The organism is Chryseobacterium sp. YIM B08800, assembly GCF_026163565.1.
Taxonomy (GTDB): domain Bacteria; phylum Bacteroidota; class Bacteroidia; order Flavobacteriales; family Weeksellaceae; genus Chryseobacterium.
Genome location: NZ_JAPDKN010000033.1, coordinates 26567 through 52838, shown reverse-complemented (window position 1 = coordinate 52838; position 26272 = coordinate 26567). Strand labels below are relative to the sequence as shown.

Genomic DNA, 26272 nt, shown 5'->3' with positions numbered 1-26272 from the left:
ATTTTAGCGCTGCAATTGTAGTCTAATATCAAACATCTAACTTCTAATATCTAGATTAATTAGTTTAAAATAAAAATAAATTGCAAAATTTAGGTTCTATATCTTTTGATGAAAAAGAAAAAAGCCCTACTTTTGCTTAAAATTTAAGAAACATGATGTTATCAGCATTTTGGCCGTTTTACCAATTCCTTTGGACAATTTATTTCGTATGTATGTTCCTTGTAGGATTCTGGTGTATCTTAATGTTTTTCGGTTTTATCATTCCTCTATGGTTAACTGAAGGTTTGAAAGAATACTTCGGTAAAGTAAAACCTTTTGATCCTGAGCAAATTAGAAGTAAATTGCTTACTGAACAAGAAGGTGTTGAAGTAGTTTTCAGTCAGCCTAAAGGTCATGGTCCTTTCATCCACGAAAGCCATGGACACGATCACGGACATCATTAATTGATTGTCATTGCTTTCTCACATGAATTCCGAGGAAGTAATATCAAAGCAAAACAACATATATTAAACCACTAAATTTATTTTAGTGGTTTTGCTCTTTTTATCCCAGTCTCAGTTTTTCTGGTGATACTCCGAATTTTTTCTTGAAGGCTCGGGTGAAATTCTGTACGTATTCATAGCCGCATTCTATAGCTATTTCTTTGATCATTATTTCTTTGTTGATGATCATTTTTTTAGCTTTCAACATTCTAAGTTCTGAAATATAATCTACAATTGTGGTTTGATAATGTTCTTTAAATTCTTTTCTTAACTTATTTGGATTAATACCTATAATTTTAGAGATCTCTTCTATTTTAAGATTCTTATGATAGTTTTCATCTAAAAATTTTTTGATCGTTTCTGGCGTTTTAGACAGGTCTTCTTTAATATCTTTTTCATTGAACTGCTCGAATATCAGAATTAATAGTTTGATGATCTTTGCTTCAATAAAGAGCTTTTGCATAACTCCTATTCTAGAATACCCGGAAATTTCCTTCAATATCATGTGCATTTCTACCGTCATATTGGGTGGAGTCTGCTTATGAAGAAAAATAAAATTATTATTCTTCATATTTTTCAGAATTTCGGCACTTTCAGAGTTAGAATGCGGATCGATCAGATTAAAAACATATTGATAATTGATCTGTATCTGCAAGTACTTTAAAACTTCCTGATCCTCTGTCCACAATTCTGCACGATTTTCTAATGAAGAATAATGCAGGATATATTGGTTTTTTTGAAATTTAAAATAAGTACCACAATCTGATGCTCTCAAATTGATATTGGGACTCAGTAAAAACAAAAGATTAAAACTAGATTCTCCTTCAATAAAATGAGATCTTAGATAATTTTCTGTTGTTTCATCTTCATTAAAAATCACTTTAATGTCCTCAGATTTAAATAGTAAGCCTCTTTTCGTCTGTTTCATTGTGCGAAGCGTTTTTGTTTCCATATTACTCATGTAAGAGCCTGCATCCGATAAGTGAAAATTTGAAAATGATAACTAGGGATTTAAGATGCAAGTTACTTTTGCAAAAGTAAATTAAATTTAGAATAAATAAAAACAATATATATTATGTTTAGAAATTTATATTCTTCAGTAGCAAAACTCAGCTTAAGTGTTTTTGTGCTATCGATTGCAGGAAGTAATTTTGTAAAAGCTCAACAATGGCAAAATGTTGGTAATTCAGCAATAATTTCTGCATCCGGAAGTGGTTTTAATGACCTTGTAATAGATAACTCAGGAAATTATTATATTTCTTATTACGATCTTTCAGTGGATAAAGGTTCGGTACAAAAACTTAACGGGGCTTCATGGTCTTATCTAGGAGGTTCGGCTGGGGTTACCGATGATTACGCTAATCATAATTCTTTATCAGTGGCATCCGATGGTAGTGTTTATCACTTAAGTAAGGGGAACAATATGGATGTCAATAAATTTTCCGCAGCTGCATGGTCTTCTTTGATTTCTATTCCTACGAGTGGTTTTGCAGGATATCCGTCTTCAGTGGTTTCATCAGATAATATTTTGTATACGTATGTTCAGGGTACTGTAAGATGTTTTGTAAATGGTGTATGGCAACAAATAGGGGCTAATGTAGTTTCTGGAACCGTTTACCATAGCAAAATTAAAATTGGAACTAATGGAAAAGTCTATGTTTGTCAAATCTCTAATGGGGTGGTAAGTGTCTATGAAAATACATTAACAGCGTCATCTACGACATCTTGGACGTTGGTGGGAGGAGTTTCTTTAGGAAATGCTTTTACCGAAAGTGTATATGCTACCTTAGATTTTACGATGGGTGCTGATAATAGTTTGTATGTAGTGTATGGTAAAACATTAAATAATCCAAATGACCCAAACAGTTTACTTAGAAAAATTAATGTAAAGAAATTTGATGGTACTAGCTGGTTGCAATTAGGAGACGAAAATTTTGGTGTAGCTGAAAGTAATCTAGATTTTTCAATAGCTGTTACTCCACAAGGAAAGCCGTTTGTTGCTGCAAGTAGCTGGTATGAAAATGAAGGTAAAAATACGGTATATGAAATCAATACAACGACTAATACATGGAGCGCATTTGGAGGAAATTATGTGTCTGATGGCTCTACACACTATAATGATTTAGAATTTGATACCAACACTAATAGTTTGGTTTTGGCTTATTCTTTAGATGATTATTTTTCTCAAGGAATTACTGAAGGAACTGTTGTGAAAAAATTTGCATTACAGGTTCAGCCATCATGCAATAATGCAGACCCAGGAAATAACCCAGGAGATGTTGGTTGTGTAACATTTAATTACAGAGGACAATCGGTTACATACACAACAGTAAGAGGAACGGATGGTAAAATCTGGCTACAGCAAAATCTAGGAAGCACGAAAGTAGCAGAATCACTTACAGATTCTGATGCTTACGGAGACTTGTTCCAATGGGGAAGATGGGATGATGGCCATCAATTGAGAAATTCATCTTTATCGGCTACAGCTCCTTCACCGAATAATCCTTCAGGTTTAAACGGAGGAAATACAAATTTCCATTCTGCAGCATATAATTCGTCATCAAATTTCTGGTCCGGAGGAACGACTTCCGATACTTGGACAGCTGAAAATGCTTCATCTGCAACCTCAACAAACGGAGCAGATCCTTGCAAAGCAATCGGTTTAAATTGGAGACTTCCAACCGTTGGAGAAATTGATGCAGCGATGGTGGCAGAAAATATTTCAGAGTATAATTCGGCACTTTCAAGTCATTTAAAACTGATTCCCGCAGGAATGAAGGATTATAGCGGTATTTTCTCTCCAGGAACTCGACTTTATCTTTGGTCTTCGTCAGCGTCACCTTATACAGGTTCTGGTCAGCACTTATATATCAGTGGATTTTCAACTTTGTCTAACAGCGCAAGCAGAGATGCGGGAATGTCTGTAAGATGCATAAAAGATGTTACAGCAGGATTGGGAACTTCAGAAATTAAAAAAGTAACCATCGGAGTTTATCCTAGCCCAACCAATGGAATTTTAAATATTAAAACAGATTCTGAAGTTAATGCCGTAAACGTAACCAATGTTGTCGGGCAAAGATTAAAAATTCAGTATTCGAATAATCAAATTAATATGCAAGGATTACCAAGCGGAGTCTATATTGTAGAATTGGTATTGAAAAACGGACAAAAAATTTCTAAGAAAGTAATTAAAAACTAACATTCATTTAATATTTGACTCGTTTTAGACGGCTGTTTCTTTTTTGAGATTGCCGTCTAATGCTTTTAAATTCAGATGAATGACAATCATCATGTTTGATAGGATAACTAAAAAATGGGAAATGATAACTCTTTTTTTGTTTTCGGGATTAATTTTGCTGAAAATTTAAAATAATTTAGAATAAATAAAAATAACTTATTTGTGTTTAAAAATTTACAATCAAAAATAAAAAGAATGGGAGCCGGTTTTGGTATCCTTTCTATCGCAGTAGGTTTACTGAATGCTCAACAATGGGTTGATGTAGGTTCTGCAGGAAGTATTTCCACAGGTGGAAGCAGTTATAATAATCTGGCAATTGATGCACAGGGAAATTATTATGTTTCTTACTATGATGTTTCAGTTACAAAAGGCTCGGTTCAAAAATTTAACGGAACTTCTTGGTCATACGTTGGAGGAAATGCAGGAATTACAACTGCTACAGCGACCTATAATTCGCTTTCATTAGATACTTCGGGTAATTTGTATTATACCAATCAATGGGGTTATCCCAACTCAGGAATGGAAGTAAGAAAATTTGACGGAACATCATGGAGTTTACTTTCTCTTCCATTTACAGATACAACAAATTATCAGGCATCAGCAGTGGCTCCAAATGGTATTCCTTATGTGTATGCATCTGTAGGTTCAGGAACTGTAAAAAGATTGGTTAACGGAGCTTGGGAACAGGTAGGTCCTACAAATATTGCAGGGGCAAACCCTACTCATGCAGAAATGGTTATCGGAACAAACGGAAAGGTTTATGTTTGTCATATTGCCTCCGGAGTAAGAGTTTTTGAAAATAGTTTAACCGCTTCTGCAACAGATGCATGGTCTTTAGTTGGTGGAGCTTCAGTGGGTAGTGCATTTACAGAAGGTGCAAACGCAACTTCGGATATTGCAATTGGCTCAGACAATACTTTGTATGTTGTTTATTCATCTACAGCTGCAAATAACAGAAGACTGAATGTGAAGAAATTTGACGGAACAAACTGGGTACAGGTTGGAAATGCCGATTTTGGAATTTCAAATGACTTGTATAATGTTTCTATTGCGGTTACGCCTTCCGGTAAACTATACACTGTAGCAAGTGGATGGTCTGTAAATGGAGGAAAAAACACAGTTTACGAATTTGATGCGGCAAACAATACTTGGACAGCTTTTGGTGGAGATTTTGTATCAGATGGTACTGCTTTATATAATGATTTACAATATGACGCAGCAAACAATACTTTGGTTCTTACTTATTCTCAAAATGGAGTAAGAGTAAAGAGAGTTCAGTTGCCTACTACAACACCTACATGTAATAACGCAGATCCCGGAATGAACCCAGGAGATACAAGTTGTGTAACTTTCACTTACAAAGGTCAGCAAGTAACTTACACAACAGTAAGAGGATCAGATGGTAAAGTTTGGCTTCAGCAAAACTTAGGAAGTAGACAAGTGGCAACTTCTATGGCAGATTCAGAATCTTTCGGAGATCTTTTCCAGTGGGGAAGATGGGATGATGGTCACCAAAACAGAAATTCTGCTACAACAACGGTTCCGGCAATCAATAATCCTACTGGTCTTTCTGGTATCACGTCATTTATTTTAGGAAATAATCCTGCGTGGTGGTCAACAAATGCTTCAAGTGATCTTTGGAATGGGGCAAATGTTTCCGCAATAACTTCAGAAGTAAGTGTTGATCCTTGTAAAGCAATCGGTGCAGACTGGAAATTACCTTCTCAGGCTGATTGGGTTGCGGCTGTAAGTGCAGAAGGAATGTCTAGTGCGGCAAATGCATTTACAAGCAAATTAAAATTACCTGCGGCAGGTTATAGAAGCCAGAGCTCAGGAGGATTTACTTATGTGGGTGAAAGAGGATATTATTGGAGTGGAGATGTTGCCGTTTCAGGAGGAAAATATTTATATAATTCTACAGCTATAGCCAATCCAAACTCTGGCGGACCAAGAGCTCAAGGTCAATCTGTAAGATGTATTAAAAATGTTACCACTGGTTTAGGAACTTCAGATATCAAAAGAAATGTTATTGGAATTTACCCTAATCCTACAAACGGAATTTTAAATATTAAAACAGATTCTGATATTGAAAAAGTAAACGTTACCAATGTTGTAGGACAAAAAATGAATGTACAGTTTTCAAATAATACAATCAATATGCAGCTGCTTCAAAAAGGAGTTTATATTGTTGAATTACAATTGAAAAACGGACAAAAAATTTCTAAGAAAGTGATTAAAAATTAATACTTTTTAGGATTTACATCGTTTCAAAAGAGAAGGCTTAGATTTCACAATCTAAGCCTTTTTTATAAGCCAACATTTAGGCTAATTTTTTTTTAATCAGTTACATATACTGTTCCAAAAGTTGCGTCAATCGGTTTACGTCATGCACGCCGCTTTCTTTATATAACAATTCTCCTTTTTTGAAAACTGCTAAGGTAGGAACTCCACGAACTCCATACTGAGAAGCAATTGAAGGATACTGATCGACATCAATTTTTATAATTCTGGCTTTTTCGCCAACATTTTCTTTCACTGTATTCAGAACCGACGACTGCACTTTGCATGGTTGACACCAAGTAGCAAAAAAATCGATTAAAACCGGTCTTTCAGAATCTATTATTTCTTGGAATTTTTGAGACATCGTATTTCGTTTTTATTATTTTTCTTCCTGAATGGCTTTCACATTTTTCCAGGTGGTTCCGTCATAAACCTCAACTCCGTTTTTCTTCAGAATTTCCACAGCCTCATCCGCCTGTATACCTTTGTTGCAGAAAACAACAACTTTTTTTCCTTTCAGATTTTCAATATTATTTTGAAGTTCAGCCAAAGGAATATTCACGGCGTCTTTCGCTGTTGCTTCAGAATATTGTTCCGGAATTCTTACATCAACCAAAACAACATCGGAGCTTTTTACAACCTCCTTGATATTGGTTTTAATGGTATTGTCTGATACCGCTTTTGTTTTACAACTATTTAACGCAAATACTGAAATCAGGATTAGTGCACCTACTTTTACTTTCATCTACAATGTTTTAGATTGACATACAAAATCTGAAACAGGAAGTTTTTCTGTTTTTTTGATGCCGTTAAAACCACCTTCTATTTCAGTGAAGTTTCTGATTCCATGTGAGTTAAGGATGCTTGCCGCAATCATGCTTCTGTAACCTCCTGCACAATGCAAAAAGAAATGTTCAGAATCATCAATGGTAGAAACCCAGTCGCTGATCGTATCTAAAGGTCTGCTGTAAGCGTTGTCGATATGTTCAGCCGAATATTCTCCGATTTTTCTTACATCAATAATTTTTGAATTTTCATTAAATGCTTCTGCAAATTCGGCAGGGGAAATTCTTTTTACTTCGTCGATTTCCTTTGTTGAATTTTTCCAAGCTTCAAAACCACCTTTTAAATAACCTAAAACATTGTCAAAACCAACTCTGCTTAATCTTGTAATTACTTCCTCTTCAGTTCCTTCGTCAGAAACCAGCAATAGAGGATGTTTTACGTCTACAATGAGACTTCCTACCCACGGTGCAAAATCACCTTTTAAACCGATATTGATTGCATTTGGAATATATCCTTTATGAAAATCTGCAGGTCCTCTTGTATCTAAGATTAAAGCTCCTGTTTCTTCAGCAAAACTTTCAAAATCTTCTACTAAAATAGGGTTTAAACCTCTGTTCATCACAGTATCTAAACTATCGTAACCACCTTTATTCATGGCAACATTCATCCCGAAATATTTAGGTGGAGCAGTTAATCCGTCTAAAACTTCTCTTATAAATGATTCTTTATCAGGCTGATTTAATGCGTAATTTGTTCTTTTTTGATTTCCTAAAATATCTACGGTCTCTTTCTGCATGTTTTTTCCGCAAGCCGAACCCGCTCCATGAGCCGGATAAACCGTAATACTGTCATCTAAAGGAAGAATTTTACTGTGTAAACTTTCATATAAAATTCCCGCAAGATCTTCTTGGGTAACACTTCCTGCTTTTTGAGCAAGATCAGGTCGTCCTACATCACCTAAAAATAAAGTGTCTCCTGTAAAAATGGCAGTTTCTACACCGTTTTCGTCAATTAGAAGGTAAGTGGTGCTTTCCATCGTGTGACCAGGGGTGTGAAGTACTTTTATTTTGATATTTCCGATTTCAAAAATCTGATTGTCTTCTGCGATAATGGCCTCAAATTCAGGTTGTGCAGTGGGCCCGTAAACAATAGGGGCATTAGTGTTTTTACTTAAATCTAAATGTCCTGAAACAAAATCTGCATGAAAATGAGTTTCAAAAATATATTTTAATGTGACATTGTCTTTTTCAAGACGGTCAAGATATGGTTTTACTTCTCTCAGCGGATCGATGATTGCTGCTTCATTTTCTGATACGATATAATATGCACCTTGTGCTAAACAGCCTGTATATATTTGCTCAATTTTCATTTTTTGTTTGAGAATTTTTTGTTCTTTGATTTACAAAAATCGGGTTTTATTTTTTAATACGAGTTAAAATAAAATATCTGTTATGATAGAATAAATCTATAAAGATTTATTTAGTCTAAATTATAAAATAGTTTGAAGTAAATTTCATCAAGTTCTTTAGAAATTTTGTGGTCTGTTTTAAATTGAAAGTATGATTTCTTATGAGTTTCACCTTCAGGATAATCTATTACTCCCATATATTTATCATAAATATAATTTTTAATTTGTTTATTATCTGAAATTACAATCATGTCATCAAAATATTTTTGTGTCTCAGGAGTTATTTCCCAATTATTTTTGTTCGTTTTGTAAAATTCTAACATCTTTTCTGTAGCATAAACTTCAGATTCAATTTTCATATCATTAAAACCTGTCAAGATATCTTTTATATCCGAATTATTTTTCATCCATTCTATTTTAGCTTCTGCGGCAGCAATAGTTGCTTTAGCCATCATAGAATCTCTTTTAACAACGGGAGAAAGTAAAACATCAGGAGCATCGTTTACTGGTAATGTTTTTATTGCAGCAATATCCAAAACATTAAAATAGTTTTCTGTTTTCTGCTTTAGTCCAGTCAATTGCTCGTTGGTCATTTCATCGCTTGAAATTCTTATTTTAAATGTCCATCCACCGCTTTCATAAATAGAAAGCAAAGAGTTTTTTTCGACAGGTCTAATGCCTTTAAAAAAATCAGCTTCAACAATTGAGTTTTTGAATAATGAATAAATATAATGCACATTAAGCTTATCATTCGAAAGTTTTCCGAATAAAGGTTTCATCTCAACATAAGACTGAGAGTTTTTATTAATGGCTACCAAATAGCTCAGAAACTCATCTCTAAGTGTTTGATTATTGATTTCGCTTTTCGGATAAATATAAACCGTAAGAACCGTTTTGCTTTTCTTTGAATGTTTTTGTACATAGCTGATTGCCATGTTTTGGTTTTTAGAGTCAAACGTTCGTACAACTTCTCTCTCAAACCCTGCCCAAAGTTTTGGAAAAACCGTTTTAGTCCATTGATGAGTGAAGTCTTCTTTTACTTTAAGGTCAACCGGTTTTTGATTTTGTTGAGAAAGAAAAAATGATGAAACAAAACAAAGGACAAAAAATAGATTTTTTTTAAACATGATTCATGTATTTACTTTTTACGAAGGCGTTATTAAGCCTGTCTTATTGCGAAATTAAATTTATTTTATGAAAAACCATAATAATGAATGTGATAAAGTAAAAGAGATTATTAAAACTTTTTACAAAAAACTTTATCTTTAGGTGTTAAAAATATCAAATGGCAGACAAAACAAAATTTATCGAAGAACTTTCTACAAGATATACTCCCAAAGGAGAAAATATTATTTTAGGAAAAGGAATGTTGGATGGCGAAGTAGTTACTGAAGTCAATGTTACGATTCCTTTAAAAACCATCAATCGTCATGGTTTGATTGCTGGAGCAACGGGAACCGGAAAAACAAAAACACTTCAGGTTTTCGCCGAACAGCTTTCTCACGCCGGAATTCCATCTTTGGTTTTAGATATCAAGGGTGATTTTTCTGGAATTGCAGAGTCGGGACAAATGAATTCTATCATTGAAGAACGATATGCAAAAACGCAGCTTCCGTATAATCCGCAGGCTTTTCCTGTAGAATTAATGAGTATTTCCGGTGGAAAAGGTGTGAAATTGCGTGCAACGGTTACCGAATTTGGTCCTGTTTTGTTAAGCAAGATTTTAGAATTGAATGATACTCAGCAAAGCATCATGTCGATTGTTTTTAAATATTGTGATGACAAAGGTTTGCCCTTAATTGATTTAAACGATTTAAAGAAAGTTCTGCAATATGTAACCGATAATCCGCAAGGTAAAGCCGAATTGTCTGCCAATTATGGTTCTATTGCTTCAGCTTCTTTAGGCGCAATTCTCAGGTCGATTGTAGCTTTAGAACAGCAAGGTGCTGCAGATTTTTTTGGTGAACTGAGTTTTGATGTTCATGATTTATTGGAAACACGCGACGGAAAAGGCGTTGTCAATATTTTAAGAGTTGCCGATATTCAAAACAAACCACAGTTGTTTTCAACATTTATGCTTTCGCTTTTTGCTGAAATTTACATGACTTTCCCAGAAGAAGGCGACAGCGGAAAACCAAAATTGGTTTTGTTTATCGATGAAGCGCATTTGATTTTTGATGAATCTTCAAAAGCATTGGTTTCACAAATAGAAACGATGGTAAAATTGATTCGTTCTAAAGGTGTTGGAATTTACTTTATAACTCAGATTCCGGGGGATGTTCCTGAAAATGTGCTTTCGCAATTGGGTTTAAAAATTCAGCACGCATTGAGAGGTTTTACCGCAAAAGATAAAAAAGAAATTTCTAAAGCTGTAGAAAATTATCCTACAACAGAGTTTTACAATGCTTCTGAGTTGATACAAAATTTAGGAATTGGGGAAGCTTTTATCACCGCTTTGGATGAAAAAGGAATTCCAACACCGCTTGTTCACACATATCTGATTTCTCCTGAATCAAGAATGGATGTGTTGAATGATGCAGAAGTTTCAGAATTAACATCAAGGTCAGCCTTGGTTTCAAAATATGAAAAGCCAATCGACAGCGAGTCTGCCTACGAAATTTTAGTAAGAAGAATGGAACAGGCTGTTGAAAATTCGGCGCCAACTCAGAAAACAAAACCAGTAAAAGAAGAGCCGGGAATGTTTGAACAGGTTTTAAATAGCAGACAGGGAAGAACTTTTACTAATACTTTATTGCGTGAAGGCGCAAAAGCGATTCTGGGAATGTTTGGCTTGGGCGGAAGAAAAAGATAGTGTTTTGAGGGCTTGGTTTTTGGATTTCTTAAAGTAATTTCATTATTTTAGCAGAATTGCCTTTTAGTAAAATCAAAATTTCAAAAGGTTTGATTTTTGATTAAAGAAGATTAAGAAGATTATAATGTATTCAATTATAGATATAGAAAGCAATGGTGCAGGTTTTAGAAAAGAATGCATTATAGATATCGCCATTTTCAAATATGACGGTCACAAAATTGTAGACCAGTTTATTTCGCTCGTTAATCCGGAAAGCGAGATTACGCCTTTTGTTCAGAAATTGACAAATATAAGCCCTAAAATGGTAAAAACTGCTCCCAAATTTCACGAATTGGCAAAAAGAGTAGTGGAAATCACAGAAGGTACAACTTTGGTAGGTCACAATATCGATTTCGATTACAGAATGCTCCGTCAATCGTTTCAAAGGCTTGGTTATGATTTTAAAATCAATACTTTAGATACAATTCCTTTAGCGAAAAAACTGATTCCGGATGAGGTTAGCTATTCTTTGGGAAAATTGGTTAAATCATTAGGAATTCCTTTGGTGAATGCGCATCGTGCAGAAGGTGATGCAAGAGCGACTTTAGAGTTGTTTAGATTATTGCTTTCAAAAGATACGAGTAACGAGATTATTCAGGAGCAGCACGAGGAAACGAATGCTAAGACTTACATTAATAAAATCAAGCAGTTAACTCAGGATTTGCCAAGCGAAAAAGGATTTGTTTATTTCCAAAATGAGGCAGGGAAAATTATTTTTTCAGATTACGTTCAGGATATTAATAAGTTTTCTAAAAAGCTTTTTAATTCTAAGTCAAAAAAATGGGAAAATATTCAGACTGAGGTTGAGCAAATTAATTTTGAACTGACAGGAACTGATATTATTGCCAAGCTGATTTTAAATTCAAAAGGAGTAAAAAAGAGGGAAACATTGCCTTTCGGACTTTATTTTAGAAATGATAAATATTTAGTCGAAAAAAATACTTTAAATAAAACCGAAAAGCCGATTCTTAAATTTAAAGCTTTCACGCAAGGTTCAAAAGCGGTGCAGTTTATCAGTAAAATTGAAGAATTTAAAGATATTAATGTTTTCAAAAAGAAGATCGATTTCAGGAAAAGAAACGAAATTTGGTTGGGAAGCGGCAGAAAACTGGGTGAAAAACTTTTTCTTATTATCGAAAACGGAAAAATTACGTCTTATGGTTTTTACGAATTGTTTACACAGATTCAAACCATGAGTAAAATTGCAAAACTCAAAATAGACTTGCCTTTGCCGGCAAATGACCTCATCAATGATTTGCAATTGGCAATACTTCGTGGCGATTTTGAAACCTTGCCATTACCAAAATAAGAAAGAATTTTACAGGTAAATGTATGTTTATCAATTAATGTTCTCAAAATAAATAGTATTTTTGCAAAAGAATAAAAAAAGCAATGCAAAATTTTAAACAAAATAAAACTGGTAAAAAGGGAGCTGTAAGGTTCTCTAAGGTTTGGAATATTTAAGGAGTTGCCTTGCATAAAAAATAATTATTGCGGCAGACTCTTTTCGAAGAATCTGCCTTTTTTTATGTAAAATTGAAATTATGAATTCAAAAGAATTATTAAAGATTGCCAGCGAATTTGGCACCCCGGTGTATGTTTACGATGCAGAATCGATTAAAATCCAATACGAAAAACTTACATCTTCTTTTTTAAAACACACAAAGTTCTTCTATGCTGCAAAGGCATTGACCAACATTAATATTTTAAAATATGTAAAGAACTTAGGTGCTTCTTTGGATTGTGTTTCAATTAATGAAGTTAAATTAGGTCTAAAAGCAGGATTTCCGAAAGAGAAAATCTTGTTCACTCCAAACTGTGTTGATTTGGCTGAAATAGAGGAAGCAATGACACACGGAGTTCATATCAATATCGATAACATCTCTATTCTTGAGCAATTCGGTAACAAATACGGAAACACCTATCCAATTTTGGTAAGAATCAATCCTCACATTTTTGCAGGAGGAAACTACAAAATTTCTACAGGTCATATCGATTCTAAATTCGGAATTTCTATTCATCAGGTTCGTCATATCGAAAGAGTGATGAAATCTACCAATTTGAATGTAGAAGGTCTTCACATGCACACCGGAAGCGAAATCAAAGATCCGGATGTTTTCCTTCAGGCTCTTGATATTATGCTTGAGTTGTCTGAGCATTTCCCGAATCTGAAATATCTGGATATGGGAAGTGGTTTCAAAATTCCTTACCAAGACAGCGAAGAAGAAACCGATGTGAAAACTTTAGGTAAAAAAGTTGAAAAAGTAATCGCAGAATTTTCGAAATCTACTGGTAAGAAATTCGAACTGTGGTTTGAGCCGGGGAAATTTTTAGTTGGAAAAAGCGGTTATTTATTGGTAAAAGCTAATGTGATTAAACAAACAACGGCAACGGTTTTTGTGGGAGTAAATTCTGGATTCAATCACTTGATTCGTCCGATGTTCTACGATTCTTACCATCAGATTGAAAATTTATCTAATCCGAAAGGTGCAGAAAGAATTTATACTGTTGTAGGAAATATTTGTGAAACCGATACTTTTGCCTGGGACAGAAAATTGAACGAAGTAAGAGAAGGCGATGTCTTGGCATTCCACAATGCAGGAGCTTATGGTTTTGAAATGAGTTCAAATTTTAATTCAAGATTAAAACCTGCGGAAGTTCTTTTCTTAGACGGAAAGGCTCATTTGATCAGAAAAAGAGATGAATTTGAAGACCTTTTGAGAAATCAGATTGAAATCATTTAAAAATAATAGAGCTCCACAAGAAATTGTGGAGTTTTTTATTTGAAATAAAAGTATGATTTACATGTTTTTAGGAAGTCATTTTATGATAAGAAAATTCTAATAAAAAACTTAATATTCTGGCGGAACTTCTTCTTTTTTTGGCATAATTTTACGTGCTATTTTACTAAAAATATATTTATGAAAACACTGGCATTATTTATAGGGCTTTTTGCTGCAAATTTTGCATTTGCTCAGGATCTTGAAGACAGAGATGATTCTTTTATTGTAGAAAACAATAAAAATTTATTAAAAATAGATATCAAAGAACCTTTTATGCAAATTGCAGTGAAAGGGTGTAACGATTTTCAGGCGGCGAGCTTTGGAGGAGGAGCTGCAGCTTACAAGGATATTCTCAGAAAATATATGTATACTTATTTGAATTCAGATTTCTATACTTTGACAGGTGATTTTACTTTTACATTAACCATTGATGCGGCGGGAAGAGTAATTGATGTAACCGGAGATCCTAAAGTTTTGAATAGTGATGTTTTCTTTGATGATATGCAATATGTTGTAAGAAGAATTAAAAAAGACTGGAAACCTGCAATGTGTAACGGGCAACCCGTAAAATCTGAAATGAAACTGAAGATGAGTTTCTCATCATTATCTGCAGATATGTAAATTATGAAAAAATATTTTTTTGTACTTATTTTATTAATAGGATTTAAAAGCTTCGCCCAAGAATCTAAAGTTGAAACTGAAAAGTTTACGATAACAGAAAAAGCTGAATTTCCGGGAGGTGATGAGGCTTTTACCAAAGAGTTTTTAAAAATGATTTATGGCTATATCGATTTGAGGAAATATGCTGTGAACGGACAGTTTACTTTTCTTTTCGATATCAATACAGAAGGAAAGGTCGATAATCTTAAGGTTTTACCTAAAGTAAAAAACAGTGAATTGTTTATCGATGATATGGATTTCGCCATTAAAAGAGTAAAGAAAAAATGGAAACCTGCAATGAAGGACGGAAAACCAATCGTTTCGAAAAAAGTAATTAAAATAAACTTTACCTCAGATCATTTTGATCATGGAGATTAATTCTTTTTACATTAATAAAAATATTTATTTTAGCTGTTATAATCTTATGATGGCTTTTTTTAGATATGAATTTTAAAATACTTTCTTTTATACTGATCTTTTTTTTAGTTTATTTCAATTCACAAGTTTTACCGCAATATCCTAGAGGTCAAGATTTTTATGAAGGTGGTTCTTATGGGCTACTTGTGGATATGATTAAAGTCACTCGTGAAAATAAAATAAAAAAATGTGCTAATAATGATGAAATTTATTATCCATCAGTTTTAGTTTATCCTGATGCAACAATCAATTTTGTAAAAGATTTTGATTCCATAAATATCCAAAAGAATAAATGTGCCTATGATTTTGCTATAAAAATACTTCCAAAGTTGAAAAAGTGGAATCCTGCTATAGTTGATTCTGTTAAAATGAAGGCAATTGCAAAATTTCCAGTAGCTCCATTTGTTCTTTATCACTCAAAGCTTAATCCTAAAGAAAATGTTTTCACTCCTCCAATATATAGTAATGGACATGATGAGTTACTCAAAAAAGTAAGTATCGTACTGACAAAGGATGTCTTAAGCAATACCACGGACTACAGTCTTATTGCATTTGTTATTAATGAAAAAGGAAAGATAATAAATACCTACCTTACTTCTGATGGAATAAGCCGTTTTTATTCAGAGAAATTAAGTATTCAATTATCCAACCTTTCCGGAGATTGGGCTCCTGCGACTTTCAATAGTGCGCCTACAACTTGGTTCTATTTAGTAGCATTAAAACCTTCAAAAAAAATATTTAGAAATTATAATAATGATTTTCTTTTCAGAAGTAAGTTTGGCTATTAATTTTTAGTAAAACATATCAATAATTGAAATAGTCGTTGTATTTTGCAACGGCTTTTTTTAATATTTTTTATTATGAAACTTAAAATTTTTATTCTCGCTCTATCAATCTTTTTTAGTGGTATAAATGCACAGGTTTTATACAGTCATCCAAAAGGTCAGGATTTTTATGAAGGAGGAAGGCAGGGCTTCAATAATGATATTAGGGAAGCTATTGTAAAGAATAACATGAAACCTTGCGACAAAACTGAAGCGTTATTTATGAGGTTTATTATTTATCCGGATAATAAAGTGAAATATGTTGCAGATACTGATACAATTGCTGTTGAAAACAATAAATGCATGAAGAATAAGGTGTTGGAAGTAATGAAACATGTGAAAAATTGGAAACCGGCAGAAATAAACGGAAATAAAACACCAGCAATGTTCTGTAATCTTTTTACAGATGATTTCTTATTTGATAAAGGATTTAGTGAAGAGGAATTCTCAAAACCTATTTATATGTACAAAGATAAAGAAAGTGATATTAAGAAGTTTAGAGAAAATTTTGCAAAATGTTTTGATTCTAATGGGTATAAATCTAATATAGATTATTCTTTCACCCTTAATTTTGATGTAGATACAAGCGGAGAAGCTGGCTTTTTTTATATTGATAATCAGTCTAATTTAGAAAAATTCAATAAGATGGTTGTAGATTGTGCATCAAACACAAGTAAATCTTATTGGAAGCCTGGTTACTATAAAGGGGTACCTATTAAACAGGCTTTCAAAATGCCAATAAGATTTAATGCCAATTAATTTTATTGGCATTTTCAAAAAGTCTTTTTAATCCTAAATCATTTGTCTGACAATCTGTCATAAGATTTTGTATCTTTGCAAATTCAATAAGTTCAAAGTTTAATGTTTTGAATTCAAAGTTGTATGCTGTGAACCTTAAAATATTAAGCTTTACGCCTTAAAAAAGACTATCGTGCAGGAAAAATATATAGACGAAACCAAACAGGGAGAAGCTTTTGCAATTGCAGAAAAAGATGGAAATTCTAAGAAATTATTCTTAGAAAGCTATGGTTGTCAGATGAATTTCTCTGATTCTGAAATTGTTGCATCAATTCTTAATGAGCAAGGTTACAATACCACGCTTAAAGTGGAAGAAGCTGATTTAATTCTTCTTAATACCTGTTCTATTCGTGAAAAAGCAGAGCAAACGGTAAGAATGCGTCTTGCTCAGTTTAAAAACCTAAAAAAAGAACGACCAAACATGACGGTTGGTGTTTTGGGTTGTATGGCTGAAAGGCTTAAAACCAAATTTTTAGAGGAAGAACAGCTTGTCGATTTGGTTGTTGGTCCTGATGCATACAGAGATTTACCCAATCTTTTAAAAGAAACTGAGGACGGTAGAGATGCCATCAATGTTATCCTTTCAAAAGAAGAAACATACGCAGACATTAATCCTGTTCGTCTAGGCGGAAATGGAGTTACAGCTTTTGTGACTATTACAAGAGGTTGCGATAATATGTGTACTTTTTGTGTAGTTCCTTTTACCAGAGGTCGCGAAAGAAGTCGTGATCCGCATTCGATTATTGAAGAATGTAAAAGCTTGTGGGATAATGGCTACAAAGAAATCACTTTGCTTGGGCAGAATGTAGACTCTTATCTTTGGTATGGAGGCGGTCCGAAAAAAGATTTTGCAAAAGCATCAGAAATGCAAAAATTAACGGCGGTTAATTTTGCTCAGCTTCTGGATATGGTTGCAGTTGCGGTTCCGAAAATGAGAATCAGATTCTCTACTTCCAATCCTCACGAAATGACGGAAGAGGTTTTCAAAGTGATTGCTAAGCACGATAATGTTTGTAAATATGTTCATTTACCGGTACAAAGTGGGAGCGATAGAATTCTGCAATTGATGAATCGTCAACATACACGTCAGGAATATTTAGATTTAATAAAAAAAGGAAAAGAAATTGTTCCGGATATTTCGTTTTCACAAGATATGATTATCGGTTTTTGTACCGAGACCGAAGAAGATCATCAATTAACGATGAGCTTAATGCGTGAAGTAGAATACGATTACGGTTATATGTTCTCTTATTCCGAAAGACCGGGAACTCCGGCTCACAAGAAGATGGAAGATGATATTCCTGCAGATGTGAAGCAAAGACGTCTTGCAGAAGTAATTGCTTTGCAGGGTGAGCTTTCAAGAAAAAGAATGAAAGGTTATGTTGGAAGAGTTCACGAAGTTTTAATTGAAGGAATTTCTAAAAAGAACAAAAACCAATGGAAAGGTAGAAATTCTCAAAATGCCGTTTGTGTTTTTGATATGCAGGAAGGTCAAAAAATGGGTGACATTGTGAACGTTTTTGTATTTGACAACACGCAAGGCACACTTTTAGGGGAAACCGTTAAATAAATTTCAAACATTGATAAAAATTATAAATCTTTTTGCCGTTTTTTTCTTTGTTCTGATGTCTTGTCAGGGTGAAAAAAATATGGATAAATACAAATCAGTAGGAGATATTGATTTTGATCCTCAAAAAGATGATATAAATTTTAAAATATGTGATAAAAATGCTTCTTCTAGCTTTCAATATTATAATGACTCTAAAGGGTTTCAATATAAAGGTGAAAAACTCGCAATAGAAGAAAAATTGAAATCGTTGAAAATTCAGGGAAATGAAAATTCAAATGGATATATAACGGTTAGATTTTTAGTTAATTGTGAAGGAAAAGCAGGGCTGTTCAGAATTCAGGCAATGAATTTTGATTACAAAGAAGTAACTGTTGATAAAAATTTAGAAGCACAGCTTTTAGATTTTACAAAATCCTTGAATGGATGGATTGTGAAAGAGATCAATAATAAAAAGATTGATTACTATCAATATATAACGTATAAAATTGAGTATGGAAAAGTTTCAGAAATACTGCCTTAGTTTTATACTCGTCATTCTTTATACCAATGTTACGGCTCAGGTAAACTGTAACGTATTTGAAGACGAAAACTGTAAAAAAGCTTGTGGAATTTCTAATAAAGCCGCAGAATATCAGGGTTTTAATTTTTCACAACAAAGTTTTGATAAAGCCATTGAGCTTTGTCCGGGTTTTGATTATGCCTATAGCGAAAAATCTGTTCCTTATCTAAAAAGAGGAGATTTTGTAACTTGGAAAAAGCTTATTGATAAGGCTGTAGAACTAGATCCGAAAAAAAATCTAGGCTACAGAGGCTGGTGCAAATATCAGTTTCTTAGAGATTATAAAGGAGCAATCGCAGATATTGAAGCTTTAGAAAAAATCTATCCTACAGGTTATTTGGGATATTCTGCTAATGGAGATTACGAACTACACATTGCAAAAGCGATCTGTTATTCGGCTTTAGGAAAAAAAGAAAAAGCAATCTCAATTATTGAAAACCAATTGGCCAAAAAAGACCATAATGTTGGTTTTTACGATCATTATCAATTGGGAGTTACCTATTTTGAACTTGGGAAATATGATAAAGCCTTAGAAAATTTCGAAAAGCAAAGTAAAGTTTACGAATTTGCAGAAAATATATATTTTAAAAGTAAAATTTCAAAAATTAGAAATAAAGATTATTTAGATTTAAAAAATTTAGCATTAACAATGTACGATGATGGCAAAGCAATGAAAGACAGCTACACCCATCACTATAACAAAGTTTACAGAGCTCAGATTGAAGAGCTGTAAAAAATTAAATTTAAAATCTAAAAAAATGAACGAGCTTCAAAATATAAAAAACCGCTTCGGAATTATCGGAAATTTTCCGGCTTTAAACCGAGCATTAGAAAAATCTATTCAGGTAGCACCCACCGATATTTCCGTTTTGGTAGTCGGAGAAAGTGGTGTTGGGAAAGAATTTATCCCAAAAATCATTCATTCAGAATCTAAAAGAAAACATCAACCTTATATTGTCGTTAACTGTGGTGCAATTCCCGAAGGAACCATCGATTCCGAACTTTTCGGGCACGAAAAAGGAGCTTTTACAGGAGCAACTGCAACTAGAAAAGGATATTTTGAAGTGGCAGATGGCGGAACGATTTTCCTTGATGAAGTTGGTGAATTGCCTTTGCAGACGCAGGTTCGTCTGTTAAGAGTTTTGGAAAGCGGCGAATTTATGAAGGTAGGTTCTTCACAGGTACAGAAAACCAATGTAAGAATCGTTGCTGCTACGAATGTGAATATGATGAAAGCAATTCAGGACGGAAGATTCCGTGAAGATTTGTTTTATCGTCTCAATACGGTGCAGATTGATATGCCTGCTTTGAGAGAAAGAAAAGGCGATATTCATTTGCTTTTCAGAAAATTTGCCATCGATTTTGCCGAAAAATACAGAATGCCGGAACTTGAATTAGACCCAAGTGCGGTACATTACATCGAAAATTATACTTTTCCGGGGAATGTGCGTCAACTAAGAAATTTGGTTGAGCAAATGACCGTTGTAGAGCGTGATAGAAATATTTCGGTTGCAAAACTGGCAGAATATATTCCGATGGATGCTCATTTGCCAATGGTTGTGAACCAGCCAAGCGGACAAAAACAGACCGATTTTGGCAACGAGAGAGAAATTATGTATAAAATTCTCTTCGATATGAGGAATGATATTAATGATTTAAAATCCTTAACTTCGGAACTCATTAAGAATCGGGGAACTGCAGATTTGAGTAATCAGGAGAAAAATTTGATAAGCAGAATTTATACGCCTGAACCTCAGCAAACTGCAAATGCCAATTCATTGCTGTATTTTGAAAATAACAACAGTAATCAGAGTGTTCAAAACCCTACAATTATTTCAAATTCTGATGATACTTACGAAGATTTTGAAGACATTGAAGTGGAAGAAAACAGACCGGAATCTCTATCTCTTCAGAATAATGAAAAAGATTTGATCGTGAAAGCTTTAGAAAAGCACAACGGAAGAAGAAACAGAGCGGCAGATGAGTTGGGTATTTCTCAGAGAACTTTATACAGGAAAATAAAACAATATAACTTAGAAGAATAAACAACACCTAAAATCATGAATGTAAATTTAACACCGAAACCAATCAATTTTAAATTTGGCGAGTACATTAACAAAGGCCTTGAACTTTTAAAGAAAGACTTTGGAGGAGTTTTCGTAGGCTTTTTAGTCACTTTCTTAATGACAATTATTCCGCTTTGCGGTCTTTTGGCAGTTGGTAATTACTATAAATATCTTAGAAAACTTTCTAAAAATCAGCCAGCAAGTGCAGGTGAGATTTTTGATTTTAAAGATTTTATGCCATATTTAATTCTCCAATTAATTATTTTTGGTGGGATGATTGTTCTTTACATTCCGATGATTTTTATTTTAGTAATAGGAGGTGCTGCATCTTATGGTAGTGACGAGCCAAGCGTAATGGGGCCTATTTTAATGTTCCCATATATGTTTATAATGTTTGTTGTAATTCTATATTTTGCTTTGAAGGGATGTTATATTCCTGCCTTAATTACTTTTAAAGGAGTTACAGACATTAAAACGGCTTGGAATATTTCAAAAGTAATGACTAAAGGAAATCTTTTAAATATTTTCTTGTTCTCTTTTGTAATCTGTATTTTATCTCAGATTGGTGCCATAGCTTGCGGAATCGGGATTTTCCTAACATTGCCATTTATGTACACTGCAAATTATTTTGCATTTGACGATGCCATTCAACAAATTGAATACGACGAAATTACCGAAATCGGTATTACAGAAAAATATTAAAATTATTTAAAAAATGAATCAGTTGAAAAATCTTTTCCTTTTAATCATATCTGTAGGATTTTTAAACTCTTGCTATTCTTTTACAGGATCATCTCTTACGGATGAAAAGACTGTACAGATCAATGAGTTTCCCAACAATGCGGCGTTAGTAAACCCTACTTTGGCGCAGCAGTTTTCTACAGATATTCAAAACAGATTTTTGCAGCGTACCACTCTGAAAGGAACAAAACAAAATCCGGATATTTTGATTGAAGGTGAAATTACAGATTATTCAATTTCTCCAACCACGATCAGCTCTACAACACAGCAGACAAGCGCAGGTGGAACGATTCAGGAATCTCAGAATAAATTGACAATTACGGTGAAAGTTCGTTACGAAAACAAGCTGCACCCAGAATTGAGTTTTGATAAGAATTTCTCTGATGAAGCAGTATTCAACAGTAATCTTTCTCAAAGTCAGATAGAAACTTCTCAGGTAAAGCTTGTTACGGATAGAATTATCAACAAAATATTTAACGACATTGTAGCGAACTGGTAATATGATGAATACTAGAGTTTTAGAATTATTAAAAAATCCGAAAAACATACAGTCAGAAGATCTGCATCTTTTGAAAGAAGAAATTAATTCTTTCCCTTATATTCAAAACATACGAGCTTTGCATTTGTATGGTGTTCATCTTTTTGACAAAGAAAATTATCAGAAAGAATTGTCAGTAACCGCTGCGTATACTACAGATAAGAAAATTCTGTATCAGTTGATTAACGGAAAAATTCAACAGAGAAAAACTGAAACTTTAGAAAAAGAACCCCAGGTTACTGCTGATAAACCTCAGAATACCAAAGAACCTTTTTGGTGGGTAAAAGAGAAAAAAACGTTCCCGAAACACGATTATAAAACAGCTTCAGAAAATTTGGCAACTCCAAAAGCTGAAATCAAGCATGTGGTTGTTAACGGTGAGCGTAACAGAATTTTATTTGAAGGTGAAGAAAATTATCTTGAAGAAAAAAATGCAGATACCATCGATTTGGAATCTACATTGGAATCTGGAGTAATTGTTACCCAAAAATCTTCTTTCCCGATTAAACGTACTGTTGAAGCAGAAAAAACTACAGAAGATAATCCTCCGGTAGAAGTTTCTAATGAAAATATTCATGAAAATGTAATTAATTCTGAAAATAATTCAGAAACTGAAGTTAACATTATTGAAGCAGAATTTGCAAAACCTGAAACAGAAACTTCTAAAGAAGAATCTGTTGAAAATGAAAATTCAACAGAAAATATTGATACAGAAAATGTATTAGAAGCTGCAAAATCTGAAGTAGTTATCAGTGAAGACGCAATTGATTCTGAAAAAATTGTAGAAAAAGTCAATGATGAATCTGAAGTGAGCTTCCTTGAAGTAGAATCTTTTGAACCTGAAGCAGAAGTTCAGGCAGAAGAATCTATTGATAGTGGGAATGTAGAGGGAAGTATTGATACAGAGAATGTTTTAGAAGCTGCAAAATCGGAAGTGATTATCAGTGAAGATTCAATTGATTCTGAAAAAGTTGCAGAAAAAATCAATGATGAATCTGAAGTAAGCTTCCTTGAAGTAGAATCTTTCGAACCTGAAGCTGAAGTTCAGACAGAAGAATCTATTGATAGTGAGAATTTAGAGAAACATAATGAAAATGAAGAGGTTGTTGAAGCTTTAAATCCGAAAGTGATTATCAATGAAGATGAAATTGATTCTAAAGATGTTTCAGAAAAAATCAATGATGAATCGGAATTAAGTTTTCACGGAACAGACGCTTTCTTACCGGAAGTTAAAATTGAAGCTCCCATTTCAGAGCAAATAAATCCCGCAGAGACTCCAAAATCTACTATCAATAAGCATGAAGACGAAATGCGACGTCTGATTGAAGAAGTTGAGAAAAAGATGAAAGCTGCTCAGAAAAAAGAATCTGAAGCAAAAGCAAACGAGCCGGAAGAGGAAAGCGGAAGAGAAATAAGTTTTGCTGAAACCCAGGATTTTGTTGTTTCAAATGAAATTGAAGCTGAGGAAAAGACAGAAGCTGCTCATGAAGAAGTTTCAGAAGAAAAAAATGAAACTCCTGTTTTAGAAGAGGTAAAAGAAGAAAATTCGGGCTGGAAACCGATGAGTATTGAATCTCATACCCCCGATTCATTCAGCAAAAAAATAGAAATAGAAACTGTACAGGAAGAAAAGCCTGAAGAAGTAAAAGAAGTTTTGGAAGAGATTATTTTAGAAGAAGAAAAATTAGAAACTGTTGCAGAAAACATTTCTGAGGAAGTTGTAAATGAAGTTGAAAATCCAGAACCCGAAATTGCTGATTCTGCTGAAAAAGAAGAAGTTCGTGTAATGAATGTTTCTTTCTTTGGAGCAGATATTTCTAGTTTGGCAATCAAAAAAGAGGAAGAAAAACAACAGGATTTTCCACAAGAAAAAGTTGAAGAATTACCTTTACAAGAAGAAAAGCAAACTCTTTTAGACAGTAATGTTCCTGGTTTTATCAATACTTGGCAAAGTTGGCTGAAAATTGACAGAACGGAAGAAATTGAAAAAGTAAAAACAGAGATTAAAAACAAAGCGATTGAATCTTTTATAGAAAACAATCCTAAAATCAGTCAGTTAAAAGATGAGGTAAATTTCGTTGTAAAAGAAAAAACAGACGATATTTCTCACTTGATGACCGAGACTCTGGCTAATTTGTATATTGAGCAGAAATTGTACACTAAGGCAATCAATGCATTCCATACTTTAGCCAATAAACATCCTGAACGAAAAGAATATTTCGAAAACAGAATTCAGGAAGTAAAGGATAACAGAGGAAAAAACTAAAATTTATTCTCTATTCGGATTGAAAAATAAAAATCAAAGCTCATGTGTTTGCATGAGCTTTGATCTTTTAATAATTGTAAGAATATTGGTCTTCCTTATTTTCAATAGTATGATTCGTAATTTTTACGCTATGTTTACTATTATCTGGGACAGTATGATAATAAAGAATTGCAGAATTTCTGCTTCCTGTTTTTATGGCAAATCTATCCTTGAAGTTAACTGCTTTTGTTTTTGAAAGTTTCCAGTCTTCAGATTTGTTGGACGGGACAAGGCTGTCAATTACCGAATTTTTACCGTAATTTATATACTCGCTGTATAATGAGCTTTTTGCTTCTTCCGGTGTATCTTCTTTAAAATAGGCATCTTTAATAATATAAACATCAGATAGCATTAATTTTTTTCCCAAAGCATTAATCATTTTTTTTGAAAACGGGCTTTTTGATGCAATACTGTTTTTAATTTCCTGTTTGGTTACCCAAATGCTGTCATTGGTATTTTCTTCATCTTTAGAAGCAAGATAATAGCTGATAGAATGAGGAATATTCATCTCAGTTTCTTCATTCACTTTTTGTAATAAAAATTTGTCACCTTCTCTTTTTAAAACGGCATAATTGTCTTCACTATAATTATCGTTTTCAAAAGACATAATCACACTGTTTTTATTGTCTATAGAATCAAGCTGTTTGGTTAATAATACAGCTTTGTTTTCTATTTCTGCAGCATATCTTCTTTCTGATTGATATTGTGAAATTTTTTCATAACCAGTGTAACCCAAAACTCCCAAAATCAGAATAATCGGAAGAGCAAAAGCTCCAATATGAACTCTTGATGGGTATTTATAAAGAAGCTGATGTTGCAAATTATTAATCAGATGATAAGATTTTCCGTCTTTTCTTAAAATCCACTCTTGCCCAATTGGGAAAACCGGAATAAAATAAAGATGCACATATTTCTGAATAAGCTGTATCTCCGCATTTTTCATCTCAGGATTATTTTCCAATCCCAGTTCTTTTGGCGATAACCTCTTAATGACAAAGTTGTTGTGTCCGAAAACAATACTCATGGTTCAATATTATTAGTGTCGCAATATAAAAATTTTTAGCTATGTTTATAAAAAAAATAACCTTATGAAATTCAAAACTACTATTCAGTTACTAATTTTAGCAATAACGATGATTTCCTGTCATAAAGCTTCGGTTGCGGTTGATGTAAGCTATGACCCCGCAACACAGAAAGGAACATTGCTGGTTGATGATAAATTTAAGTTTAAACTTTCTGAAGATTCTACAAGTACCTCAATTACTATCACAGAAGGAGGTCATACTTTTAAACTTAATAACGGAAAAGAATTTAAACAGGTAATATCAAGTAAAGGAGGAATTTTAAATCTTAATAATGAAGATTTTGTGGTAATGAGCCAACCTTATGGTTCAGATACCGAGTTTTCTTCAAATTATAATGCCAATTTAGATTTCACAGCAGGGCATCATTTTGTAGTGATAGACAGTATGATTTATTATTCTAAAACAGATTCTTTAGAAAATATTTCAGACGCAAAACTTAAAAAAGCGCTTGATATGAATAAAAGATTAGGAGATAGAGGAAATTTTATGAAGTATTATAAACAAGTTAAGTTTATCGAAAAAGACTGGGATTTTGGTCTTAATCAGGATTTCCCGGAAACGGTACAAACAAGATCTTCAGAAAGCGTTACTGTATCTGGAAATCTTACCTATAAAACAAAAGTTATTCCCGCAACTTTATTCAAATTATATGCGGTAATGAGCCCACAGTATTTTGTTATCAGAAACATAAAAGATGTGATGGAAAGTAAAGAAGATTTAAAAGAAGACATCAAAAAAAGCAATAAACAAATGGAATTTGATAAGTAATCTACTGCGAAAATTCTTTTTTTAATCCAAAATAAAATATAAATCAAAGCTCATGAAAATGGGCTTTTGTTCTTCGTTGTCAATTCCGTATCTTTGCAAACTAAATTTTTAAT

General features: G+C 33.3%; 24 protein-coding genes. 18 read left to right on the top strand and 6 right to left on the bottom strand.

Features of this window, described 5'->3' with window-relative positions:
• The first annotated feature begins 152 nt into the window (after positions 1-152).
• The gene (locus OEW74_RS13365; protein WP_265428951.1) at positions 153-443 is read left to right on the top strand and encodes a hypothetical protein; all 291 of its coding nucleotides are present in this window, start codon (positions 153-155) and stop codon (positions 441-443) included.
• A gap of 100 nt (positions 444-543) precedes the next feature.
• On the opposite strand, the gene OEW74_RS13360 is transcribed toward OEW74_RS13365, so the two are convergent.
• Positions 544-1410, bottom strand: coding sequence for an AraC family transcriptional regulator (locus OEW74_RS13360; protein WP_265428950.1), 867 nt, complete (start codon positions 1408-1410; stop codon positions 544-546).
• A gap of 147 nt (positions 1411-1557) precedes the next feature.
• Here OEW74_RS13360 and OEW74_RS13355 point away from each other — a divergent pair, with 147 nt between their 5' ends.
• Positions 1558-3681 (top strand): T9SS type A sorting domain-containing protein, encoded by a 2124-nt coding sequence (locus OEW74_RS13355; RefSeq protein ID WP_265428949.1) that lies wholly within the window; start codon positions 1558-1560, stop codon positions 3679-3681.
• A gap of 234 nt (positions 3682-3915) precedes the next feature.
• Positions 3916-5964, top strand: a complete 2049-nt coding sequence (locus OEW74_RS13350) for a T9SS type A sorting domain-containing protein (RefSeq protein ID WP_265428948.1) — start codon at positions 3916-3918, stop codon at positions 5962-5964.
• 100 nt (positions 5965-6064) lie between these two features.
• Here OEW74_RS13350 and trxA read toward each other — a convergent pair whose 3' ends face one another.
• The 4 genes from trxA to OEW74_RS13330 all read right to left on the bottom strand — a co-directional run bounded on the left by trxA (position 6065) and on the right by OEW74_RS13330 (position 9321).
• Positions 6065-6364 (bottom strand): thioredoxin, encoded by a 300-nt coding sequence (gene trxA / locus OEW74_RS13345; protein ID WP_066678943.1) that lies wholly within the window; start codon positions 6362-6364, stop codon positions 6065-6067.
• Between the two features lie 15 nt (positions 6365-6379).
• Positions 6380-6745, bottom strand: a complete 366-nt coding sequence (locus tag OEW74_RS13340) for a rhodanese-like domain-containing protein (protein WP_265428947.1) — start codon at positions 6743-6745, stop codon at positions 6380-6382.
• Positions 6746-8155 carry an MBL fold metallo-hydrolase gene (locus OEW74_RS13335; protein WP_265428946.1) on the bottom strand — a complete coding sequence of 470 codons (1410 nt, stop codon included), beginning with the start codon at positions 8153-8155 and terminating at the stop codon, positions 6746-6748.
• 110 nt (positions 8156-8265) lie between these two features.
• Positions 8266-9321, bottom strand: coding sequence for a hypothetical protein (locus OEW74_RS13330; RefSeq protein ID WP_265428945.1), 1056 nt, complete (start codon positions 9319-9321; stop codon positions 8266-8268).
• Positions 9322-9479: 158 nt separating this feature from the next.
• Here OEW74_RS13330 and OEW74_RS13325 point away from each other — a divergent pair, with 158 nt between their 5' ends.
• The 14 genes from OEW74_RS13325 to OEW74_RS13260 all read left to right on the top strand — a co-directional run bounded on the left by OEW74_RS13325 (position 9480) and on the right by OEW74_RS13260 (position 24267).
• On the top strand, positions 9480-11006 hold the full coding sequence (locus tag OEW74_RS13325; RefSeq protein ID WP_265428944.1) for a helicase HerA-like domain-containing protein: 1527 nt from the start codon (positions 9480-9482) through the stop codon (positions 11004-11006).
• Between the two features lie 124 nt (positions 11007-11130).
• Positions 11131-12354 (top strand): PolC-type DNA polymerase III, encoded by a 1224-nt coding sequence (locus tag OEW74_RS13320; RefSeq protein WP_265428943.1) that lies wholly within the window; start codon positions 11131-11133, stop codon positions 12352-12354.
• 235 nt (positions 12355-12589) lie between these two features.
• The gene (gene lysA / locus OEW74_RS13315) at positions 12590-13789 is read left to right on the top strand and encodes a diaminopimelate decarboxylase (RefSeq protein ID WP_265428942.1); all 1200 of its coding nucleotides are present in this window, start codon (positions 12590-12592) and stop codon (positions 13787-13789) included.
• Between the two features lie 177 nt (positions 13790-13966).
• On the top strand, positions 13967-14449 hold the full coding sequence (locus OEW74_RS13310) for an energy transducer TonB (RefSeq protein WP_265428941.1): 483 nt from the start codon (positions 13967-13969) through the stop codon (positions 14447-14449).
• A gap of 3 nt (positions 14450-14452) precedes the next feature.
• Positions 14453-14866: an energy transducer TonB gene (locus OEW74_RS13305; RefSeq protein WP_265428940.1), complete on the top strand. Its 414-nt coding sequence runs from the start codon at positions 14453-14455 to the stop codon at positions 14864-14866.
• Between the two features lie 65 nt (positions 14867-14931).
• Positions 14932-15693, top strand: a complete 762-nt coding sequence (locus OEW74_RS13300) for a hypothetical protein (RefSeq protein WP_265428939.1) — start codon at positions 14932-14934, stop codon at positions 15691-15693.
• A gap of 72 nt (positions 15694-15765) precedes the next feature.
• Entirely contained in the window at positions 15766-16488 is a 723-nt protein-coding gene (locus OEW74_RS13295) for a hypothetical protein (protein ID WP_265428938.1), read from the top strand.
• Between the two features lie 172 nt (positions 16489-16660).
• Positions 16661-18097: a tRNA (N6-isopentenyl adenosine(37)-C2)-methylthiotransferase MiaB gene (miaB, locus tag OEW74_RS13290; protein WP_265428937.1), complete on the top strand. Its 1437-nt coding sequence runs from the start codon at positions 16661-16663 to the stop codon at positions 18095-18097.
• Between the two features lie 79 nt (positions 18098-18176).
• Positions 18177-18617, top strand: a complete 441-nt coding sequence (locus OEW74_RS13285) for a hypothetical protein (RefSeq protein ID WP_265428936.1) — start codon at positions 18177-18179, stop codon at positions 18615-18617.
• Positions 18589-19389, top strand: a complete 801-nt coding sequence (locus OEW74_RS13280) for a tetratricopeptide repeat protein (protein ID WP_265428935.1) — start codon at positions 18589-18591, stop codon at positions 19387-19389. The genes OEW74_RS13285 and OEW74_RS13280 overlap by 29 nt, the downstream gene beginning before the upstream one ends.
• A gap of 25 nt (positions 19390-19414) precedes the next feature.
• On the top strand, positions 19415-20701 hold the full coding sequence (locus OEW74_RS13275; RefSeq protein WP_265428934.1) for a sigma-54 interaction domain-containing protein: 1287 nt from the start codon (positions 19415-19417) through the stop codon (positions 20699-20701).
• A gap of 15 nt (positions 20702-20716) precedes the next feature.
• Entirely contained in the window at positions 20717-21424 is a 708-nt protein-coding gene (locus OEW74_RS13270) for a hypothetical protein (RefSeq protein WP_265428933.1), read from the top strand.
• A 13-nt stretch (positions 21425-21437) separates the two neighbouring features.
• A complete protein-coding gene (locus OEW74_RS13265) occupies positions 21438-21962 on the top strand; it encodes an LptE family protein (protein WP_265428932.1) in 525 nt (174 codons plus the stop codon).
• A 1-nt stretch (position 21963) separates the two neighbouring features.
• Entirely contained in the window at positions 21964-24267 is a 2304-nt protein-coding gene (locus OEW74_RS13260) for a hypothetical protein (RefSeq protein ID WP_265428931.1), read from the top strand.
• A 67-nt stretch (positions 24268-24334) separates the two neighbouring features.
• Here OEW74_RS13260 and OEW74_RS13255 read toward each other — a convergent pair whose 3' ends face one another.
• Complete coding sequence (locus tag OEW74_RS13255; RefSeq protein ID WP_265428930.1) at positions 24335-25330, bottom strand: hypothetical protein; 996 nt, start codon at positions 25328-25330, stop codon at positions 24335-24337.
• A gap of 64 nt (positions 25331-25394) precedes the next feature.
• Here OEW74_RS13255 and OEW74_RS13250 point away from each other — a divergent pair, with 64 nt between their 5' ends.
• Positions 25395-26159 carry a hypothetical protein gene (locus OEW74_RS13250; RefSeq protein ID WP_265428929.1) on the top strand — a complete coding sequence of 255 codons (765 nt, stop codon included), beginning with the start codon at positions 25395-25397 and terminating at the stop codon, positions 26157-26159.
• The last annotated feature ends 113 nt before the right edge of the window (positions 26160-26272 follow it).

What these genes read in the sequence shown, in the direction of transcription:
- OEW74_RS13365 (WP_265428951.1), top strand. Translation starts at nt 153, where the DNA reads ATGATGTTATCAGCATTTTGGCCGTTTTACCAATTCCTTTGGACAATT.
- OEW74_RS13360 (WP_265428950.1), bottom strand. Translation starts at nt 1,410, where the DNA reads ATGAAACAGACGAAAAGAGGCTTACTATTTAAATCTGAGGACATTAAA.
- OEW74_RS13355 (WP_265428949.1), top strand. Translation starts at nt 1,558, where the DNA reads ATGTTTAGAAATTTATATTCTTCAGTAGCAAAACTCAGCTTAAGTGTT.
- OEW74_RS13350 (WP_265428948.1), top strand. Translation starts at nt 3,916, where the DNA reads ATGGGAGCCGGTTTTGGTATCCTTTCTATCGCAGTAGGTTTACTGAAT.
- trxA (WP_066678943.1), bottom strand. Translation starts at nt 6,364, where the DNA reads ATGTCTCAAAAATTCCAAGAAATAATAGATTCTGAAAGACCGGTTTTA.
- OEW74_RS13340 (WP_265428947.1), bottom strand. Translation starts at nt 6,745, where the DNA reads ATGAAAGTAAAAGTAGGTGCACTAATCCTGATTTCAGTATTTGCGTTA.
- OEW74_RS13335 (WP_265428946.1), bottom strand. Translation starts at nt 8,155, where the DNA reads ATGAAAATTGAGCAAATATATACAGGCTGTTTAGCACAAGGTGCATAT.
- OEW74_RS13330 (WP_265428945.1), bottom strand. Translation starts at nt 9,321, where the DNA reads ATGTTTAAAAAAAATCTATTTTTTGTCCTTTGTTTTGTTTCATCATTT.
- OEW74_RS13325 (WP_265428944.1), top strand. Translation starts at nt 9,480, where the DNA reads ATGGCAGACAAAACAAAATTTATCGAAGAACTTTCTACAAGATATACT.
- OEW74_RS13320 (WP_265428943.1), top strand. Translation starts at nt 11,131, where the DNA reads ATGTATTCAATTATAGATATAGAAAGCAATGGTGCAGGTTTTAGAAAA.
- lysA (WP_265428942.1), top strand. Translation starts at nt 12,590, where the DNA reads ATGAATTCAAAAGAATTATTAAAGATTGCCAGCGAATTTGGCACCCCG.
- OEW74_RS13310 (WP_265428941.1), top strand. Translation starts at nt 13,967, where the DNA reads ATGAAAACACTGGCATTATTTATAGGGCTTTTTGCTGCAAATTTTGCA.
- OEW74_RS13305 (WP_265428940.1), top strand. Translation starts at nt 14,453, where the DNA reads ATGAAAAAATATTTTTTTGTACTTATTTTATTAATAGGATTTAAAAGC.
- OEW74_RS13300 (WP_265428939.1), top strand. Translation starts at nt 14,932, where the DNA reads ATGAATTTTAAAATACTTTCTTTTATACTGATCTTTTTTTTAGTTTAT.
- OEW74_RS13295 (WP_265428938.1), top strand. Translation starts at nt 15,766, where the DNA reads ATGAAACTTAAAATTTTTATTCTCGCTCTATCAATCTTTTTTAGTGGT.
- OEW74_RS13285 (WP_265428936.1), top strand. Translation starts at nt 18,177, where the DNA reads ATGGATAAATACAAATCAGTAGGAGATATTGATTTTGATCCTCAAAAA.
- OEW74_RS13280 (WP_265428935.1), top strand. Translation starts at nt 18,589, where the DNA reads ATGGAAAAGTTTCAGAAATACTGCCTTAGTTTTATACTCGTCATTCTT.
- OEW74_RS13275 (WP_265428934.1), top strand. Translation starts at nt 19,415, where the DNA reads ATGAACGAGCTTCAAAATATAAAAAACCGCTTCGGAATTATCGGAAAT.
- OEW74_RS13270 (WP_265428933.1), top strand. Translation starts at nt 20,717, where the DNA reads ATGAATGTAAATTTAACACCGAAACCAATCAATTTTAAATTTGGCGAG.
- OEW74_RS13265 (WP_265428932.1), top strand. Translation starts at nt 21,438, where the DNA reads ATGAATCAGTTGAAAAATCTTTTCCTTTTAATCATATCTGTAGGATTT.
- OEW74_RS13260 (WP_265428931.1), top strand. Translation starts at nt 21,964, where the DNA reads ATGATGAATACTAGAGTTTTAGAATTATTAAAAAATCCGAAAAACATA.
- OEW74_RS13255 (WP_265428930.1), bottom strand. Translation starts at nt 25,330, where the DNA reads ATGAGTATTGTTTTCGGACACAACAACTTTGTCATTAAGAGGTTATCG.
- OEW74_RS13250 (WP_265428929.1), top strand. Translation starts at nt 25,395, where the DNA reads ATGAAATTCAAAACTACTATTCAGTTACTAATTTTAGCAATAACGATG.